16 protein-coding genes are annotated in these 18,774 nt (G+C 66.7%); 3 read left to right on the plus strand and 13 right to left on the minus strand.

All coding sequences use genetic code 11. The features are described from left to right. Nucleotides 1-28: 28 nt before the first annotated feature. The 8 genes from HV793_RS25605 to HV793_RS25640 form a co-directional block, all read right to left on the minus strand. The gene (locus HV793_RS25605) at nucleotides 29-1,357 is read right to left on the minus strand and encodes a pilus assembly protein CpaE (protein ID WP_175214132.1); all 1,329 of its coding nucleotides are present in this window, start codon (nucleotides 1,355-1,357) and stop codon (nucleotides 29-31) included. Beyond that, entirely contained in the window at nucleotides 1,354-2,715 is a 1,362-nt protein-coding gene (locus HV793_RS25610) for a type II and III secretion system protein family protein (protein WP_125471893.1), read from the minus strand. Before HV793_RS25610 ends, HV793_RS25605 begins: the two co-directional genes overlap by 4 nt. A gap of 65 nt (nucleotides 2,716-2,780) precedes the next feature. Next, on the minus strand, nucleotides 2,781-3,740 hold the full coding sequence (gene cpaB, locus HV793_RS25615) for a Flp pilus assembly protein CpaB (protein WP_054453017.1): 960 nt from the start codon (nucleotides 3,738-3,740) through the stop codon (nucleotides 2,781-2,783). Continuing rightward, a complete protein-coding gene (locus tag HV793_RS25620; protein WP_244958701.1) occupies nucleotides 3,737-4,216 on the minus strand; it encodes a TadE/TadG family type IV pilus assembly protein in 480 nt (159 codons plus the stop codon). Before HV793_RS25620 ends, cpaB begins: the two co-directional genes overlap by 4 nt. 13 nt (nucleotides 4,217-4,229) lie before the next feature. Beyond that, nucleotides 4,230-4,691, minus strand: a complete 462-nt coding sequence (locus tag HV793_RS25625) for a TadE/TadG family type IV pilus assembly protein (RefSeq protein WP_082400878.1) — start codon at nucleotides 4,689-4,691, stop codon at nucleotides 4,230-4,232. Further along, entirely contained in the window at nucleotides 4,637-5,158 is a 522-nt protein-coding gene (locus tag HV793_RS25630) for an A24 family peptidase (protein ID WP_082400946.1), read from the minus strand. Before HV793_RS25630 ends, HV793_RS25625 begins: the two co-directional genes overlap by 55 nt. A 142-nt stretch (nucleotides 5,159-5,300) precedes the next feature. Further along, a complete protein-coding gene (locus HV793_RS25635) occupies nucleotides 5,301-5,501 on the minus strand; it encodes a Flp family type IVb pilin (protein ID WP_054453678.1) in 201 nt (66 codons plus the stop codon). Between the two features lie 128 nt (nucleotides 5,502-5,629). Next, nucleotides 5,630-6,460 carry an MHYT domain-containing protein gene (locus HV793_RS25640; RefSeq protein WP_054453023.1) on the minus strand — a complete coding sequence of 277 codons (831 nt, stop codon included), beginning with the start codon at nucleotides 6,458-6,460 and terminating at the stop codon, nucleotides 5,630-5,632. A 608-nt stretch (nucleotides 6,461-7,068) separates the two neighbouring features. Here HV793_RS25640 and HV793_RS25645 point away from each other — a divergent pair. From HV793_RS25645 to HV793_RS25655, 3 genes are all read left to right on the plus strand, one after another. Then, the gene (locus HV793_RS25645) at nucleotides 7,069-8,667 is read left to right on the plus strand and encodes a ShlB/FhaC/HecB family hemolysin secretion/activation protein (protein WP_370126546.1); all 1,599 of its coding nucleotides are present in this window, start codon (nucleotides 7,069-7,071) and stop codon (nucleotides 8,665-8,667) included. A 348-nt stretch (nucleotides 8,668-9,015) separates the two neighbouring features. Next, the gene (locus HV793_RS25650; RefSeq protein WP_175214134.1) at nucleotides 9,016-10,929 is read left to right on the plus strand and encodes a collagen-like triple helix repeat-containing protein; all 1,914 of its coding nucleotides are present in this window, start codon (nucleotides 9,016-9,018) and stop codon (nucleotides 10,927-10,929) included. 28 nt (nucleotides 10,930-10,957) lie between these two features. After that, nucleotides 10,958-11,503 (plus strand): MarR family winged helix-turn-helix transcriptional regulator, encoded by a 546-nt coding sequence (locus HV793_RS25655; protein WP_119450020.1) that lies wholly within the window; start codon nucleotides 10,958-10,960, stop codon nucleotides 11,501-11,503. Between the two features lie 43 nt (nucleotides 11,504-11,546). Here the strand turns inward: HV793_RS25655 and HV793_RS25660 are convergent, their stop codons facing one another. From HV793_RS25660 to HV793_RS25680, 5 genes are all read right to left on the minus strand, one after another. Then, entirely contained in the window at nucleotides 11,547-13,244 is a 1,698-nt protein-coding gene (locus HV793_RS25660) for an ABC transporter ATP-binding protein (RefSeq protein WP_175214135.1), read from the minus strand. Next, a complete protein-coding gene (locus tag HV793_RS25665; protein ID WP_054453032.1) occupies nucleotides 13,241-14,737 on the minus strand; it encodes an ABC transporter permease in 1,497 nt (498 codons plus the stop codon). Before HV793_RS25665 ends, HV793_RS25660 begins: the two co-directional genes overlap by 4 nt. Before the next feature lie 5 nt (nucleotides 14,738-14,742). Then, nucleotides 14,743-15,720: an ABC transporter permease gene (locus tag HV793_RS25670; protein WP_054453034.1), complete on the minus strand. Its 978-nt coding sequence runs from the start codon at nucleotides 15,718-15,720 to the stop codon at nucleotides 14,743-14,745. Beyond that, nucleotides 15,717-17,951 (minus strand): ABC transporter substrate-binding protein, encoded by a 2,235-nt coding sequence (locus HV793_RS25675; protein WP_175164463.1) that lies wholly within the window; start codon nucleotides 17,949-17,951, stop codon nucleotides 15,717-15,719. Before HV793_RS25675 ends, HV793_RS25670 begins: the two co-directional genes overlap by 4 nt. A gap of 121 nt (nucleotides 17,952-18,072) precedes the next feature. Next, nucleotides 18,073-18,735 carry a thermonuclease family protein gene (locus tag HV793_RS25680; RefSeq protein WP_054453038.1) on the minus strand — a complete coding sequence of 221 codons (663 nt, stop codon included), beginning with the start codon at nucleotides 18,733-18,735 and terminating at the stop codon, nucleotides 18,073-18,075. Nucleotides 18,736-18,774: the final 39 nt, after the last annotated feature.

An 18,774-nucleotide genomic window follows, 5' to 3' on the forward strand; every position in this document is an offset into this window, starting at 1 on the left:
ATCCCGTAGCCGTCCGTCTGTCTGTCCGTCAACCGACCACCATGCGGCGGTGCACGCCGGGCAGCCAGGTGGCCAGCCAGCCTGCCCGCCCGCCAGGCGAGTTCTCTTCGGCGCACAGGCGTTCCGCCAGCGCCTGCACCGCGCGCACGTAGACATCGCGTTCGGCCTCTTCGTGCAGCAGATGGCCCCGGTTCGTGCACACCATCAAGGGCAGTGTGCGGTCCGGCAGCGTGCCCACCAGTTCCAGCTGGAAGCGTTCGGCGATCTGCTGCGCCGTCATGCCGTAGCGTTCGTCATAGCGGTTGACGATCAGGCCCAGGCTGCGCCGGTCCACGTGCTGCTGCTCCAGCTCCTGCAGTACGCCGGCCAGCGACACCAGCGCGCCGACGCTCTGGTCGGTCACGATCCAGTTCAGCTGCGAGGCGCGCGCCAACCCCGACACGAATTCGGGATTGCTGAAACCGCCCGCATCGGCCACCACGACCGAGAAGTGCTGGCGCATGCGCTCGAACACCAGCAGCGAATCCGACTGCGACACGTCACGCATCTGGCCCAGGTCTCGCGGCAGCGACAGCACGCTCAAGCCGTTGGCCGTATGCGCCATGGCCGATCCCAGCAGCGTCGAGTCGAGGCGGCGCAGGTTGCGGGCCGCCTCGGCGAAATCGAAGTCGCCGCCGATATTCAGATAGAGCTGGCAATCGCCCACGGGCCAGCCCAGGTCCATCAGCGCCACGCGGCTGGACAAGGGCAGCGGTTCGCTGGAAGGCTTGGGCGCCTTGGCTCCCAAGGCAGCGGCGCGCTGGCCGTGCGCAAGCTTCAGGCGGTCCTGCACCATGCCTGCCAGATGCACGGCCAGGGTGCTGGCGCCCACGCCCGGACGCGCGCCCAGCAGCACGACGCTGCGGCGCGTGCCGTCCATGCGGCCATCGGACGGCCGGTCGAGCAGGCGCAGCACCACTTCCTTGATTTCCTGCGGCGCAACCGAGGGATCGACAAAATCGCTGACGCCTGCCCGCAAGGCGGCGATCGCCCCTTCCGGCTGGCTCAGGAAGCCCACCGCCACGCGCGGCAACGTCGGCGCAATGCGGGCCAGCAAGCGCGCCAGTTCGGCGGACTTGAACAGTTTGCCGGGCTCGTCGTCGCTCAGGGTGAAGTCCAGGAACACCACCTGCGGCGCGATCTCCGTCAGGCGCCGCGCCAGTTCCTCTATGCGCGGCGATTCCTGGGTCAGCATCCCCAGGTCGCCCAAAGCCTGTCCCAACTGCGCCGCAACCGCGTTGCCCTGGGAGCAGAACAGGAACCGCGTGCCGTTTTGCAGGCCCACCCATTCGCTGGCATGTGTCTTCATATTGCTCACCGTGAAAAGCCCGGCATCTGCTGGCCGCCCACCGGGCCGGTCAGGTAATAGCCCCAAGCGTTGAATGCCGTGTCCGTCTGTTCCTGCTTGGCTCCCGGCAGCGGCAGGGCCACGCCGCGCGCGATGGGGCGCACCAGGCGCGGCGTCACGACGATGACCAGCTCGGTGTCCTCCTGGGAGTAATCAACGCTGCGAAAGAACGCGCCGATGATGGGCAGGTCGCCCAGCATGGGCACCTTGTTGACCATGGCCTTGGTCTGGCGCGATACCAGGCCGCTGATCACGAAGCTTTCGCCATCGCCCAGTTCCACCGTGGTATCAGCGCGGCGCGTACGCAACGCGGGAATGATGGTGCTGGTGTCCGCGCTGGTATTGATGGCGATGCCGTTGGTGTAGTCGAGTTCGCTGGCCTCGGGCGCGACCTTCAGCGAGATGCGGTCGCGCGAGAGCACGGTCGGCGTGACGGTCAGGCCGATGCCGAAGGGCTTGAAGGTCACATTGACCGTGCCCAGGCCGCCGGCCTGCGGAATCGGCAGCTCGCCGCCGGCCAGGAAACTGGCGCTCTGCCCTGTCAGGGCCACCAGGGTCGGCTCGGCCAGGACGCGCGCCATGCCATTGGTCTGCAGCAGGCGCAGCCGCGCCGCAAAGTTGTTGGAGTCGTAGAACAGCGAGAAACCCGAAGCCAGCGCGCCGCCCAGACTGGCGGGCATCGTGGAGCTGCCGCCGCTCCAGGGGCCGTTGCTGGCCGTGAAGCTGATGCCGGCCGCCTTCATCACCGAGCGCGACACTTCCACGACCTTCACTTCCACCTGCACCACGCCGCCGGCGCCTGCGGTGGACATGTCCACCACATTCTTTTCCCCGCCCACGGCGGATGCTGCCATGGTGGCTGACGCGATCTGCCCCAGCTGCGATTCGGCGTGGCCCGACACCACGGCATGGCCGTCGGCGATGTCCACGTTGGCGCCGCCGCCCAGGCCGCGGCTCGCCAACGCGCCCTGCACGCTGCCGCCGACGCGGACGTTCCATATCTGCGGCGCCGCGTTGTTGCCGGTCCAGACCTGCAATTGCGTGGTGCCGGGCTTCTTGCCATAGAGCAGTACTGAGCCCGCGCGCTTGCCGGAAGCGGGCAATACCTTCACGTCCGCCACATCCGGGTCGCCGATGGCGATGCGCGTGGGTGCGCCGCCATCCAGCATGAGGGTCTGCTGTCCCTTCACCGCCATCGAGATGTCGCGGGCCGGCGCATTCGCGCCTGCCGCGGGCGCTGCGGTCTGTGCCAGGCCTAGGGCGCCATGCATCATCGCTGCCGCGCCCGACAGCAGGCAAATCATGGTGGTGCGCTGATGTTTCTTCATAGTGCTGGACCCGATGATGGAATAAGTCCGGCTGCGGCCAGCGCCTGGTCCGCCCGCAGCCCCGTTCAATAGCGCACGCGCTCGGATTTCTCTCCTCGGATGATTTCCACAGTCCTGCCGCCGCCGGAACCCTGGGGCCGGCCGGCGGCGCGGGCGGCGGGCGCCAGCGCCGCGGCCGTCGTGCCGTCCAGTTGCACCAGGCTCTCGCCGGCATAGGCGCGGTTCGGTCCCGTCAGCAGCGATTCGCGCTGCGCAGGGGTCAAGTCGGCCCGCACCGGCAGCACCGTGCCGCGCTGGGCGAACAACTGCGCGTCGGGCATGCTGTCATCGCCCACCGGGCGCAAAGCCAACTGCAGGCGCCCGGCGCGGCTGGCCAGCATCAGCTCGTTGACGCGATCGACCGGCACGGCCAGCACCGCGGTACGCGCCGGCTGGCCGGGACCGCCCTGTTGCAGCGCCGACTTTTCGTCCGGCCCTTCCACCGTCGCCTTGCCATACGCCAGCACGCGCACCTGCGACTGCAGCAGGCGGGCCTGGCCGACGGCCACTTCGGCGCTTTTCTCGATCATGAAGAACACGTCCACCATGTCGCCGGGAACGATGCGATTGCCGCCGCCGATCACTTCGTCCACCGCGATGGCGACCGCGCGTTCGCCCGGTTTGAGCTGGCGCGCCAGGCCCTGCGTCAACAGGCTGGGCACTATCGGATCGCCTGCGGCGATGTCGACCTTCGTCACCGCGCCCTCCAGCGGCGCGACGTCGGCAAACCCGCCGGACAGTGCAACCTGCCACTGCGCCACCGTCAGCATTCTTGCGCTGTCGATGCGCGAACCGGCCGGAATCGGCTCTCGCGCCACCACCACCGGATGGAGTTTGAGCGGTTCCGCCGGCGTCGCCGCGACAGGCGCAGGCGCCACGCTGGCCGGGGGACTCGCGGGCGCCGAGGCCAGCCGCCAGGCCACGAAGGCCAGCACCAGGCCCGCCACCAGCAACATGCCCGCGATGATCTTGCTCAGACTGCTCATGGTGTCCCCTGCGATATCTGCACGACGGCCTGCGAATGCAATCTGTTGGGTATCCAGTTCCGGTTCGTGCCCGGCAACGCCGTGATCAGCCCTCGCACGGTCTCCAATAGCGGCCAGGACTGCGTGTTGTAGGTCATGGCGACGGTGGCGCAATCGGCTGGCCTGCCGCCCGCCCCAGTCCATGCACACGGCGCGCGCGTGGTGCTGCACAGCACCGCCGAGCCGGCGGAAAAGGTGCCCATCGCCGCCAGGCAGGCCGCCGCAGGCACATCGGCCTGACCACTGAAGCGGGCGTAGACCGCGGCGCGCGCGCCGTCGGCCGCGGCGGCGGCCAATTGCTGTTGCATCCAGAACAGCGCGCCGAATCCGACCACGCCGCAGATGAAGAGCAGCAGCAAGGTGAGCGTCAGCGAAAACTCCAACGCCGCGATGCCGCGCTGGCGCTTGCGTGAAGTCTGGCCGGCAGGGAGTTGCACGCAGGCTCGCATCTCAGCCTCCCCCGCCCAGGGCATTGCCCAGATGCACCGTGGCGCGCGCACTCAGCACGCTGGATGCCGGCATCAACGCCGCCTGCAGCAGCGGCACCGAGGGGATGAGCGGATGGGCGCCATAGGCGTAGGACACGGTGACTTCGATCTGGTCCTGCGCCAACGGCATGCCGCTGCAGGCGCCGCCGGCCGCGCTGCTGAGCGCGCCCGCGCTGCCGCAGACCGCCACCTGGACCGGCGCGGCGGACATCGTGCTGATCCACTCCGCCTGGTACAGCGCGGAATCGCGGCCGGCGTCGGCTCGCGCCGTCAGCGACGCGGAACCCGCCTGCCACTGCAGGACCTTGCGCGCGCCATCCTGCGCGGCCAAGGTCACGGAATGCTGCGCGGCGACCACCAGGGAATACGTCAGGATCCCGTAAAACACCAGGAAGAACACCACGAATACCAAGGCGAACTCCACGGAATAAGAACCGCGATGCCGGCGGCGAGGCCCAGATACGCGGCATAGGGGATCTGCCGCGCCCGGTTGCTCAGCGCCCAGACCCGGGACACCGCCAGATACAGCAGGCCATGCAGGCCGGCCAGCACGCTGGCCAGCGCCAGCGTCACCATCAGCGGCGCGAAGCCCAGCAGCAGTCCGAGCACGGCGATGGCCTTGATATCCCCTGCTCCCATGAGACGCCTGCGCCACAAGGGCAGGAATGGCGCCGCGACCAAAAAGCCGGCCAGCGCCATCCACCATCCCGACCATCGCGGCGGATAGGCCCAGCCAGGCGCCAGCAAGGCCGCCAGCAGCCATAGCAATTGGCCCGCAAGTCCCGCGATGATCAGCCGGTTGGGGACGCGGCGATAGCGCAGATCGGCGTGGATCAGCGCCAGAATCCAGCATGTGAACAACAGCCACCACAGCACTACCCCTGGATACAAGGCTAAGACCTTCTGAAAAAACGAATGCGACAACGGGCGCGCCGGATCGGCGCGGACTCCTTCAATCAAGTGATGCGATGTTGCGGGCACGCGCCGCGGCGGCAAGCGACTCACCGCCGCCACGGCGCGAACGGGTTGCGGCTCAGGTCGGAGGCGGGGTGGTGGTACCGGTCTTGGCGTTGTCCAGCTTGGTGCCAAGTTCCTCGAACATGCCCTTCAAGGACCCGGTAAACGCCCCCACTGCGACAATGAGGGCGACCGCCACCATTCCCGCGATCAGCCCGTACTCCAGGGCGGTGATGCCGTCTTCGTCATTCCAGAACTGCGCAAGTGTCGCTTTCATGTCGAGCTCCATGGGTCTCGATTGATGACTGGGGCCGTTCTTCAACATTCTTCAAGAAGCAGGGCCCCCTAAAGCCTGGAACTGCCTGCGCGCCGCCGTGATTCCCGCGGCGCGCGTCCAGGGTCCAGCTAACCCGGCCCTGGCGTGGCTCCGGGCAATCTGTCCGGAGCCGCGCCAGGTGCCGATTCAATGATCGAGTCGATGCGCTGCGCCGTGCGCGCGCGAAAGCGTTCGGAAGCGCGCTGCAAATGCCAACGCATGAGGAACAAGGTGACGATCGAGAGCGCGAAAGCGATGTATGGCAGCTTGGCGCCGCCGATATGCAGGCCGACGGCGTCATTCTGGGTCGTGCAGATGACGGCGCCGGCGGCCGCGCCGGTGTAGTGCATGCCGCAAACCGCGATGGCCATCAAAACGGCTGCGCCGATGCGCTGGCGTTCATTCTGGGTATTGAAGGCAAGCCACAAGGCCGCGGTAGCCGCGATGACGGCGATCAGCACCGACAAAACCACCAGCGGCAGGTTCCAGAGCAATACCGCCGGCATGCGCGCCGCGCTCATGCCGACATAATGCATGGAGGCCACGCCAAACCCTGCGGCACAGCCACCGACCAGGCATCGGAGAAAGCTGAAACGTTCGCGGCCGACATACCAGAACGCCCAGCCGGAAAATCCTGCGGCAACCACGAAACTGAGTATCGTCAGGCCGACCTGGTAACCCACTTCAAACGGCAGGTTCTGCGCCAGCATGCCGATGAAATGCATGCTCCAGATACCCACGCCGCCCATCGCCACCGCGCCGATGACGATATAGCCGATGCGGATTTCGCCGTCCTGGGTTTCTGCCCGAATACCGGCTGCGGCCAGCAGGGCCACATACGAACCCAAGGCGGCGATCAGGAACGAAAGCGCCACCAGACCGCCATTGAATGAAAGCGGAACGATATCGCCCGGGCTCATGAATGCCCCGCTTGTGGCGAGCCATGACGGCAATACGCGGCCGTCAGGCAGTTGCAGCAATTCTTGCGGTAATCCCCAGCCATCTTGACCTCCGGGCGGGCCACACATTTTGCGTATTTTTGATACGTATCTTTAGTTTATATATTGCCAAATCATACACATCAGGGTTTTCACTGAATTTCGCTATATTGCGACATAAGATGTGTAACGAACGCTCCTAAGTTTTCGAAAACATTATTAAATCCGGCTGAACGGCGGTTATCTTGACCCGAAAATAGTTTCCGCAGCGGAAGAATATTCCGAAATAATGTCGACGCGATGAGCCGAGGGAGGCGGAATTTGAAATTAATTGTCATTCTGCCGGGATTGCTGGCACCATATGCGCACCGGCAAATGCAACTTTTTCCTAACACTGTTGCAGCCCTTTTCCATCCGATACTCGATCGGGATCAGCTATCCGTTCAGAAGCGCCAGCGGAAATGAGAGACGAAAAAGGCAAGAGACGCATGTTTCCGGCGAGTCCGATTTGCCTCGCCCTCTTGTGCATATTGGCGGCCAGCTCTCAGGCCAGGGCGGAAGGCCCGCTACGCGGCAACCCAGTGGACGCCATGCCGCGGCTGGAGCGTCCGCCCTCGGCAACGCAACCCCCGCCCTACGTCCAGACCGCAACGCCGGAACAACTGGCCTTGCAGGCCCGGCTGGCTCAACGCATCGTGCCGCGCAATTTCGACGTCAGCGGCGTGCGCGCCATTCCATTCGAGGAAGTGTCCGGATTGCTCAGCCCTCTGGCTGGCAAGGAAATCAGCCTGGGCGAGCTGGTCCAGGAAGTCGACAAGATCACGCAGCTCTACCGCGACAAGGGCTTTCCGCTTTCCTTCGCACTGCTGCAGAACCAGACCTTTGCCAACGGCCTGGTGGTAGTGACAGTGGTCGAGGGCTACATCGCCAACGTGCGGATCGAAGGCGACATCGGCAATGCGCAGGACCGGCTTGAAGCGCTGGCCGCGCCGATGCAGGAAGAAAGGCCGCTCAAGCAGGCCACGCTGGAACGTCAGTTGAACCTGATGCGCACCGTGCCCGGCGTCAAGTTCACGCCCAGCCTGGATTTGCCGCGCCGCGCGGACGGCGCGACCGAACTGGTGCTGGCGGCCAGCCGCCAGCCCGTCAGCCTGACCGGCGGCATCGCAGACCTGGGCACCGGCATGCAGCCCATCGTGAACCTGGCGACCAACAGCCTGACGCCCCTGGGCGAGCAAGTGAAGCTGACAGCCTCGGTGCCCTTCAATACCGATGACGTGAAGTACGTGTCGGGTGAAATCCGCGTGCCGATTGGTGCGGACGGCCTGGCGATCAAGATCGATGGCTACCACTACGACGCCCGGCCCCAGGACGACGCGATCGAAATGCTGGGCTTCGAACGCCGCGTGAAGAACGACCGCATCGGGGTTGGCGTGAGCTATCCGTTCCTGTTGAACAACACCCGATCGCTGACGGGAACGCTGGGCGTATACGCGGCCAATTCGAAGGACCGGTACGAGGCACATAGCACCGACCGGTGGCTGCAGCAGGATGCGCAGGTGCGTGCGGCGACCGCCGAAATGCGCTACATCCAGGTGTCCGAGACCAAGGCCACCGACGTCACGTTGAGCGTGGCCAAGGGGTTCGACGCGGCGGGGGCAAAGAAGGACATCGCGACCAACTACGGTTATTCCGCCACCCCGCTGCTGGACCTGGACTTCACCCGCTACAACCTCAACGCCAGGCAGACCTTCGTGCTGCCCGCCCAGATCGGCCTGGTTTTCTCGGGTGCGGCGCAGTACTCCAGCAATATCCTGCCGTCGTCCGAACAGATCTCGTACGGTAGCTGGCGTTACGCCATGGGCTATCCGCAGGGCGACCAGAGCGGCGACAAGGGCGTCGGCGTATCGGCGGAAATCAATCGCCGCTTCGGCGTGGGCTGGGAATACCTTTCCAGCGTGCAGCCCTACGCCCTGGTCGACTACGCACGCACTTGGTACAACAACAAGGACCTGCAGACTTTGAACCAGCGGCACCTGTCTTCCGTGGCTCTCGGCTTGCGCTTTACCGACGACAAATACTATCTGTTCGATTTCAACGTGGCCAAGCCGGTGGGATCGGCCACCGTGAACGACAACCGCGACGTGCGCTTCAACGCCAACTATTCGCTGTTTTACGACGCGTTCTAGCCGTCCTGAACAGCGCGCCCGACAAGCCGATGAACGCCCGCCATGACGGGCGTTTTTTCTTGGGTGACGCCACCGGCGTTACGTAACGCCCGCCGTAACGTTACGTCGGATGGGCGGCTTTCCGTAACATTCGCAGGCTCCTGGCGATCGCAAAAGTGAGGATTTTCCAGATTTAAGGAAAACCCTTAATCACCGTCATATCCCATTGATAATGAAGCGATTTATTTCATCAGAATTTACCGAAGCAGGCATCTTGAAGCGGGTCTGAAAAATCTTGGCATGGTTTGTGCATGAGGAAGCGTATCGGGTTGTTTCGACGCCTGACTCTTCCAACCAAAGGAGCTCGCCATGCATACCCATTCCGACACGCGCCGCCTGCAACGCGTCCTGACCGCCACCGTCCTTGCCACCGCGCTGGTAAGCGCCCTGGCCGCCTGCGGCGGTGGCGGCGGCGGAAAGAAAACCGCGGGCCTGCCCGGGACGGACATTCCGACCAATCCTGGCGGTGGCGGCCTGGATCCCGGCGGCGGTCTGAACCCCGGCGGCGGTACCAACCCTGGCGGCGGCACCGACCCTGGCGGTGGTACCAATCCCGGTGGCGGGACCAACCCCGGTGGCGGGACCAACCCCGGCGGCACTGACCCCGGAGGCGGCACTGACCCCGGAGGCGGCACCGATCCTGGCGGCGGCACCAACCCGCCGCGCGTGAGCGGCCTGCTGGAAACCACGTTGGGCAATACCGGCGCGGCGCTCGACAACACCCTGCCCCTCAATCTGGACACGACCTTGAGCGGCGTGGGCAAGGCGCTGGATCCCACGATCAAGCCGGTCGCCGACACCGTCGTCGGCCTGACCCAGCAGATCGGCGCGACTACCGGCTTGGGCCAGCCCGCCGACGGCGTCGTCAAGCAGGTGGGCGGCCTGGTCAGCGACCTGGGCGCAAGCGTCAAAGGCACGGGACTGCCTGGAGGTCTGAGCACCGGCGTCGGAGGCCTGGTGGATGGCCTGGGCAAAACCGTGGCCAGCACCGGCGGCCTGCTGAGTGCGAACCCGAACAACCCGAATCCTCTGACCACAGTGCTGGGCAACACCACAGGCGCTATAGGCGCCCTGACTGGGGCGCTATCGGGCCAGGGCGGCCTGCTGCAGCCCCTGACCCAGGTGGTTGGCAGCCTGACGGGAGAGGTCTTGAGCGGCCCCGCGTTGGGAGTGCTGGAACCCTCATTGGGCAACACAGGTCAGGCCGTCGATAACGTGTTGCCGCTGGGCCTCCAACCCGTGCTGGGCGGCGTAGGCCACGCACTCGATTCGACCGCCAGTCCGCTGGTCGCCAAGGTTACTGGTCTGACGCAGCAAGTGGGCGATGGCGCCAAGTTGGGCGCACCGGTGGCGGGGCTGCTAAGCAGCCTGGGCGGCACCGTCACCAATCTGGGCAGCGCCTTGCCGGGAAACGCGACTGGGCTTAACGATGTCGTACGGAACCTCGGCGGCGCGCTCAACACTGCGGGCGGCTTGCTCCATGCCTCGCCATCCAATCCCAACCCCTTGGGTTCGACACTACACAACGCCACGGCTGCCGTAGCTTCGCTGACCGGCACCCTGGGCCTGGGCGGAGTGACCGGTGGCCTGACGGGCGGCGCGAGTGGTACGGGCGGACTGCTGGCGCCGGTGACGGGCTTGCTCGGCAACGTGACCGGAGCCGTGGGCGGCGCAACCGGCGGCGCCAATGGCGGACTGCTGGCGCCGGTGACGGGCCTGCTCGGCAACGTGACCGGAGCCGTGGGCGGCGCAACCGGCGGCGCCAACGGCGGACTGCTGGCGCCGGTGACGGGCCTGCTCGGCAACGTGACCGGGGCCGTGGGCGGTGCAACCGGCGGCGCCAATGGCGGAGCGTTGGCGCCGGTGACGGGCCTGCTCGGCGGAGTGACCGGAGCGGTGGCTGGCACGGCCGGCGGGGCTGCGGCGGGCGCGGGCGCCTCGGCCGGCACGAACGGCGGCGGCCTGCTGGGCGGGCTGGTCGGAGGCGTAAACGTCGCGGCCGGCGCCGGGGCCGGCGCGGGCGCTGCCGCAGGCGCACCCGCCGGTTCGGGAGGATCGGGCGGCACGAGCGGCGGCGCGGCCAACGGCGGACTGCTCGGTGGTTTGCTGGGCGGGGTGACGGGCAGCCTGACGGGCGGCACGGCGGCGGGCGGATCTTCCGGCGGGACCGCCAACGGCGGCCTGCTGGGCGGACTGCTCGGTGGCCTGGCCGGCAAGAAGTAATCCATCGCAACCGCCAGGAACCCACATCATGCTGCAACAACAGACCTACTTTCACCACGAGCATGTGACCGGCATGGCTGAATCAGCAGTAAGCAACCGGCGGTCCGGCATGCTGGACGAAATCGTCCTGCTGCTGGGCCGGCAGTTCGCCGCCTACAACGCGGCATGCCAGTCGGCCCTGGCGGAGAAGCTGGGCATTCCCCTGGCGGATCTGAAGGCGCTGGAGCTGGTCATGGAGTTCGATGCCCTTCCAACCGGCCATCTGGCTCAGTTGATGGGCATCAGCTCCGGCGGCGCGACCGCCTTGATCAACCGGCTGGAGGCGGCCGGTTATGTCCAGCGCGGCCGCCACCCGCTGGACCGCCGGATGATTGTGATCCGGCCGGTCGAGGAATCGTGCCAGGCGTTGGCGCAGGAACGGCAGTGGATCGCCGAGGCCATCGCCACGACGGCGCGCGGGTATGACACCGCGGAACTGGAGGCAGTGCATGCGTTCCTGACGCGTTGCGGCCGCAACCTGAAGCGCGACACCCTGGCCTGGCTGGAGACAGGCAGCGCGCATCAGGCCGGGTAGCAAGACGGCGGGGGCCTCTGCCCCCGCTGCTTCGAACGCCGGATCAGGCCGCTTCGCGCGGCCCGAAGTGCAGGCGCGGCACCGCGGCCAGCAACCTGCGCGTCATGTCCTGGCGCGGTTCGTGCAGAACCGCATCGGCCTGTCCCAATTCGATGATGCGCCCGCCGTCCATGACGGCGATGCGGTCCGCCAGATATTCGACCACGCCGAAGTTGTGCGTGATGAACAGGTAGGCGATGCCCAACTCTGCCTGCAGCTCGCTCAGCAGGTCCAGGATCTGGGCCTGCACGGAAACGTCCAGCGCCGATGTGGGCTCATCGCAGATCAACACTTTGGGCTCGACCGCCAGCGCCCGCGCAATGGCGATCCGTTGACGCTGGCCGCCCGAGAATTCATGCGGATAGCGCGCCAGGGTATTGGACGGCAGGCCCACACGCTCGATCAGCCTTGCGGCGTGCGTGCGGCGCGATTCCTTGTCCATGCCGCTGCGCAGGGACGCCAGCCCCTCATCCAGGATGTCGCCCACCCGCATGCGCGGGTCGAGCGAGGCATAGGGATCCTGGAACACGATCTGGATGTCCTGCCTCAGGCGCTGCAGCGTGCGCCGGTCCGCGGACAGCACGTCCTGCCCTTGCAGCATGGCCCGGCCTGAAACGCGTGCGCCGTCGATCAGGCGCAGCAGCGCCTTGCCCGTGGTGGTCTTGCCGCAGCCGGACTCGCCCAGCAAGGCCAGCGTCTCGCCCGCCTTCAGGGTGAAGGTCACGCCATCCACGGCCTTGACCCAGCTTGCGATGCGCCGCAGCGGCCCCTTGCGCACGGGGTAATGGACCTTCAGATCCTGCACGTCCAGCACCACTGCCGCTTCGCCCGCCTGGGCGCTGGCGGCCAGCCGGGCCTCGTCGCGCGCCATGGCCTCGCGGCCGCTTGCCGTGAGCGGCGTGCCGCGCTTTTCAAACGTGGGGATCGCTTCGAACAACTGCCGCGCATAGGGATGTTTGGGTGCGCGGAAGAATTCCTCGGCGTCGGCGCTTTCAACGATCTCGCCGCCGCGCATCAGCGCCACATGATGGGCGACGTTCTTCACCACCGCGAGGTCGTGGGTGATCAGCAGCACCGCCATGCCCATTTCCCGCTGGATGTCGGCCAGCAGGTCCAGCACCTGCGCCTGCACCGTCACGTCCAGCGCGGTGGTGGGCTCGTCGGCGATGAGCAGCACGGGCTCGGCCGCCAGCGCGATGGCGATCATGACGCGCTGCTTCTGGCCGCCCGAGAACTGGAAGGGATAGTCGTCGATGCGCCGCTCGGGCTCCGGGATGCCTACCCGCCGCAGCCAGTCCACGGCTCGGGCGCGCGCCGCCGCGCCACGCAAGGGAGTATGGGCGATCAGCGTTTCGATGATCTGGTCGCCCACCCGCATGACCGGGTTCAGGCTGGTGGACGGCTCCTGGAAGATGATGCCGATGCGCCCGCCGCGCACGCCGCGCATGGCGCTTTCCGGCAGGCGGTTGAGGTCTTCTCCGTCCAGGTCGATCTGTCCGCCCACGATGCGGCCGGCGTCGGGCAGCAGGCGCAGGAGCGCCAGCGCCGTCATGCTCTTGCCGCACCCCGATTCGCCGACCAGCGCAAAGGTCTGGCGCCTGGAGATCGCCAGCTGCAGGCGCTTGACCGCATGCGTCATGCCGCTTTCGCCGGCGATATCGACGTCCAGGCCGTGCACTTCAAGCAAGGGAGCCTGGCTCATGGCGCATCTCCCGGACGGGACTGGCGCGTATCGGTCGCCAGGGCCGTACGCGGTGCGCGGCCGAACAGGCCGAACCGCGCCATGCGGCCAGGCTTGTAGCGGCGCGTACGCGGATCGAAGGCATCGCGCACCGCGTCGGCGAACAGGTTGGCGGCCAGCACCAGCGCCAGCATGAACAGGAATGCGGTCAAGAGGTTCCACCAGATCATCGGGTCTCGGGACATTTCCAGACGGGCGCCATCGATCATGGAGCCGAAGGAGTTCATGCTGGGATCCACGCCTATGCCCAGATAGGACAGCACCGCCTCGTACAGGACCAGGCCGGAAAATTCCAGCACCACGGTAATCAGGACCAGATGCGCCACATTGGGCAGCAGATGGCGGGTCATGATGCGCCAGTGCGAGACACCGAAGGCCCGCGCCGCCTGCACGTATTCCAGCTCGCGCAGCTTGAGGGTTTCGGCGCGCAGCAGGCGGCACAGCCCGGCCCAGCCCGTGAAACCCAGGATCATGCAGAGCAGGAACAGCCGCAGGTCGGCGCGCGCGGCCGAGGTGTCGAACAGGTCGGCGTGATTGTCGATGTACACCTGCATCATCAACGCGCAGGCGGCCACCAGCAGCACGCCTGGAATCGAGGTGATGGTGGTGTAGAGATACTGGATGCCGTCGTCGACCTTGCCCTTGAAATAACCGGCGGCGATGCCGAAGACGATGGCCGGCGGCAGCATGGCTATGGTGGTGAGGCTGCCGATGACCAGCGCGGTGCGGATGCTCTTGAGCGCCTGCCACAACACGTCGTTGCCGATGCGGTCGGTGCCCAGCGCGTGATAGCCGCTGGACAGGCCGGCCAGGGCGCCCGCCGTCAGGCACAGCAGCGTGAAGGTGACGGCCATGGCGCGCCAGGGCACGTCCGAAGCCGCCTCCTCGGCGGCCCTTGCGGCGCGCCGCCTGGCCAAGCCCGCATACATCAGCCCGATCACGACGGCGGACACCGCAAGCCCTGCGGCCAGGCCCAGCCCTAGCCGCTTGGCGACATCGCCCAGGTGGTCGCGATCGGCGTCTTCCAGATGCACGCCCGCCCCTCGCAGCCGGGGAAAGTCGCGCACCGGCTTGTCGTTGACGAGCATGGTTTCCTTGGTGAACTGCCGTATCGCCAAGGGCTCGGAATAGGTCTTTTCCGGCGTCGTCAGCACCGAGCCGGTGAGCAGCCCGTCCAGCGCCGAGCGCACCGCGGGCGCATAGGCCGGCGGTGCGTCGGCGGCCGCGCCGGGGGCCGGCGGCAGCAGCGGCCGGTAATGCACCGAGTCCAGCAGACCCACCACCACGAACGCGGCCAGGATCACCGCCGAGCACATGGCGGGCGTGTCGCGCGCCACGCGCGCCCAGGTCGCCCGCAGGTTCGGGCTGCGCCGCACGTGCCAGACATAGGCAAGCGCGCCCAGCACCATGAGCCACAGCGCGATATCGGTCCAGAGGAAGACGAACTTGGGCATGGCGGCTACTCGAATCGGACGCGGGGATCGGCCAGCGTGTAGGAAATGTCGGCCAGGATCAGCCCCACGATATAGAGGGCGGCGCCCAGGAACACCATGGCGCGCACGATGGAGAAGTCCTGCGCGTTGATGGCGTCGATGGTGTAGCTGCCCAGGCCGGGAATGCCGAAGAAGGACTCCGCGATCAGGCTGCCCATGAAGAGCAGCGGCAGCGCGGCCACCGTGCTGGTCAGGATGGGCAGCATGGCGTTGCGCAGCACGTGCCGGAACAGCACGATGCGTTCAGCCAGGCCCTTGGAGCGCGCGGTGCGCACATAGTCCTTGCCGATCTCCTCCAGGAACAGGGTGCGGTAGAAGCGCGCCTCCGGACCCAGCCGCGACACGATCGCGACCAGTACCGGCAGCGCCAGGAACTTGACCACGTCCAGCCCGCCCGAAAAGCCCGAGAACGGCACCAGCCGCAGCAGCTTCGCAAAGACCCATTGGCCGGCGATGATGTAGAACAGGCTGGAGATGGACAGCAGCAGCACGCAGACCACCACGCCCCAGAAATCGAGCCGCGTGGCGCGGAAATACACCAGCGTCAGGGAAAAGACAATGCTGACGAAGAGTCCCAGGAAAAACGTAGGCACCGCCAGCGCCAGGCTGGGGCCCATGCGCGTCTTGATCTCGCGGCCGATGTCGCGTCCGCCGTCGGACGCGCCGAAGTCCATGACCAGCAAGGGCACCGAACGCTGGTAGAACACCGTGTCGGTCAGCTGCGCCGCGCCTTGCGCCTTGGCGTTGAAGAACAGCGGTTTGTCGTAGCCGCGCTCGACCTTCCATTTCTCCACGGCTTCCTGGTTGGCGCGCTGCCCGCCGATGGCCAGCCGCGCCATGTCGTCGGGCGTGTTCACAGCGAAGAACAGGATGAAGGTGAAAAGATTCACGCCGATCAGGATCAGCACGCCGTACAGCAACCGGCGGATCACGTAGCCGATCATGATTGATGCTCCTTGCCCAGGGCCGGCGCGAATGCCGTCTGCCGTTCACGCCGCTTCAGCGCCACATACGACGGCCATATCGCCAGCGCCAGCAACAGCGCGAACAGGCCTATGGGCCACCACCTCGGATAGTTCCACTCGTCGATCTTCTGCTGCCGCAGGACCGGGTCTATCTTCATGTACTGCAGCGTATTGCGTACCATCTGGGTCGGCTTGGCATTGCCGACCCATTGCTGGTAGGCGCCGCCCGACATCGGAAAATAGCCGAACATCCAGGGCGCGTCGCGCTGCACGATGGCGGTCATCTTGGCGATGAGCTGTTCCTTTTCAGGGCCATCGTCCAGGAACTTCATCTGCTCGAAGAGGCGGTCGTATTCGGGGCTGGCGTAGTTGGCCGCGTTCTCGCCGCCGCCCTTGGCCTTGGCGTTGGGACCGTACAGCAGGAACAGGAAGTTCTCGGCGTCGGGATAGTCGGCGTTCCAGCCCCACAGGAAGATCTGCGCGGACCCGCGCATCATCTTGTCCTGGAAGCGGTTGTAGTCGGTGGCGCGCACGTCCAGCTGCACGCCGATCTTGGCCATCTGGCGCCGCATCCAGTCGAACTGCGGATTGGAGCCGCCGCCCTGCATCGAGTCGTAATAGAGCACCAGCGGCGCACCGGTCTTGGCGTTGCGGCCGTCTGGGTAGCCGGCTTCGGCCAGCAGGCGGCGGGCCACGTCCACGGACTTGCGCACGGGCTTGCCGTCGACCAGGTTGTAGACCACGGGGTTCACGCCCTCGGGCGGTTCGCGGTAGCCGAGCACGCCCGGCGGCACCGGGCCGTAGGCCACTGAAGCCTGGCTGTTTTCGAACACCGCGACGTACTCTTCCCAGTCGAAGGCGATGCTGATGGCCTGGCGCAGCTTGCGGTTCCGTTCTTCCTGCTCCGGCGTGTCGCCCTTGCCCACCACCGGGTCCAGCCAGTTGAAGCCCATGTACCAGTTGGCGGTCTCGACGGTCGTGGGCAGCTTGATGCCGTGTTCGTTGTACAGGCGCGCCTTGTCCTGGCTGTCGCCCGCCGCGACCAGCATGGCCACGCCGTACTCGCCGCGCTCGATCTGCGGCACGTCGTAATAGCCCTGCAGGAACTTGCCGGTCAGCGGGATGGCTTCCTTTTCGACGCTGAATTCCGCGCGGTCGATGAAGGGCGTGGGCTTGCCGCAGTCGGCCAGCAGCCCCGCGGCCGCGTCGCCGGGCTCGCCTTCGCAGGGATAGGGTTCGCCGTGGAAGTTGGGGTTGCGGCCCAGCACGTGGCGGCGGTTCTGCAGCGACTCCACCAGCATGTAGGGGCCGGTGCCGACTGGCCAGGTATTGAACGACAGGTCGTGCGCCGCCATGCCGGGCTGGCTGTAGAAGCGGTCCGCTTCCCAGGGGATGGGCGCGGTGAAGGTCATGGCCAGCCAGTACTTGAACTGCGGGTACTTGCCGTTCACGCGGATGCGCAGCGTGTGCGGATCCAGCGCCTGCACGCCCGTAAAGCCGTCGGCCTCGCGCAGGTCCAGCCAGGGCGCACCGGCACCGCCCGGCATGTCTCGCCGCAGCGCCTGGTCGCGCTGGCGCAACCGGTCCGCATACTCCTTCAGGCCCGTCACGTGCTCGGTCATGAGGCTGGAGATCGGCGACACCACGCGCGGGCTGACCAGGCGCCGGAACGCGTAGACGTAATCGTCGGCCGTCAGTTCGCGCGTGCCGGTGCGCGGGAAATCGGGAATGTAGAACTTGTCGTCCAGTTCGCCCGGCGCCAGCGGAAAGTAGTCGTAGCTGCCATCGGTCTTGCGGGCGAATGCCGGGTGCGGCGCGTAGCGCGCCCCCGGCCGGATCTTGATGTCGTAGATGCTTTGCGCGATCTGCTCGCCGGGCGCGTCGGCGGGCAGCGTATTGCCCTGCGCATCCAGGTAGACGGGCGGGTCGATCGACGCCGCCGCGCGCGGCACCAGCTCGTAGGGCCGCTTCAGGTAGTGGTAGCCGTACAGCGTCTCATAGATGTTGTACGTATAAGGGGTCTCGTCGCCGGAATAAGAGCTGGCCGGATCCAGGTACTTCGGAGATCGCTTGACGAAGGCGGAAAATAGCGTGTTCTGGCTTTCGGCGCCGGACGGATAGGGGCTGTTGATGGGGCTTTCTTGCGAGCAGCCCGCCAACGCCAGCGACAGCAGCATGGCCGCCGCCCAGAGCCGCTTCAATGCACGCATGGAAACCTTCCCTTCGAATCGTTGCGACAGAGGATAGCAAACACGGGCCGGGGACCATACCCAGGCATCCCCCAGGGCTGGCGGCGCTCGGGCGCGGCGTTCCGGGCCGGCCCGCGCGGGTTCAGCCGCACTGGCGCTGCCGCCAGCAGTCGTAGCGCCACTTCCAGGGTTGCATGGCGCCGGGCTGCGCCCACAGGCCGCGCCCGGCTGCCTTGGCCTGGCGCTGCAGGTCCGGCATGGCCTTGTCGCGCAGGTAGTCGCCCTGGCGCGCCGTATAGGCCCAGGCGTAGCCGGCCTCCACCTGCAGGCGGTTGGCCGAACGGCCGTCATCCAGGATCAGGGCGCAGACTTCCCGGCCGTACTGGTCCTTCTCGTAGCATTGCGCGCTTAGCGTCTTGCCCGCGACCAGGCCGGCCAGGTTCTTGCGCGCGGCCTCGGCATAGGGTTGCCCGGGCTGGTCGGACCCGTGGCCCTCTTCGGGCGCATCGATACTGTCCATGCGGATGCGGTGCTGACCGTCGGACGCGCGCAGCGTCACGGTGTCGCCGTCGGCCACGTTGACGATCATGCCGGTAAGCGTATAGCTGCCCTGCGGAATGCCGCCAGCCAGCGTCGCGCCGGGCCGGCCCTGGGCTGAAGGCGCCGGCCGTTCAGCCCGGTCCTGCCCCTCTCTTCCCGAAGGCTGCAGCCAGTTGACGATGGCGCCTGCCGCCGCAAGGATCACGGCGACGATCAGGGCGGTCAGCTTGCTGCCGCCGCGTAAAGGGGATTTGCCACGCACCAGCCAGGCTCCAGGAAGGAAAACGCAGGCAGTTTGCCATAA

Source organism: Achromobacter aegrifaciens (assembly GCF_902859965.1).
Taxonomy (GTDB): Bacteria; Pseudomonadota; Gammaproteobacteria; order Burkholderiales; family Burkholderiaceae_B; genus Achromobacter; species Achromobacter aegrifaciens.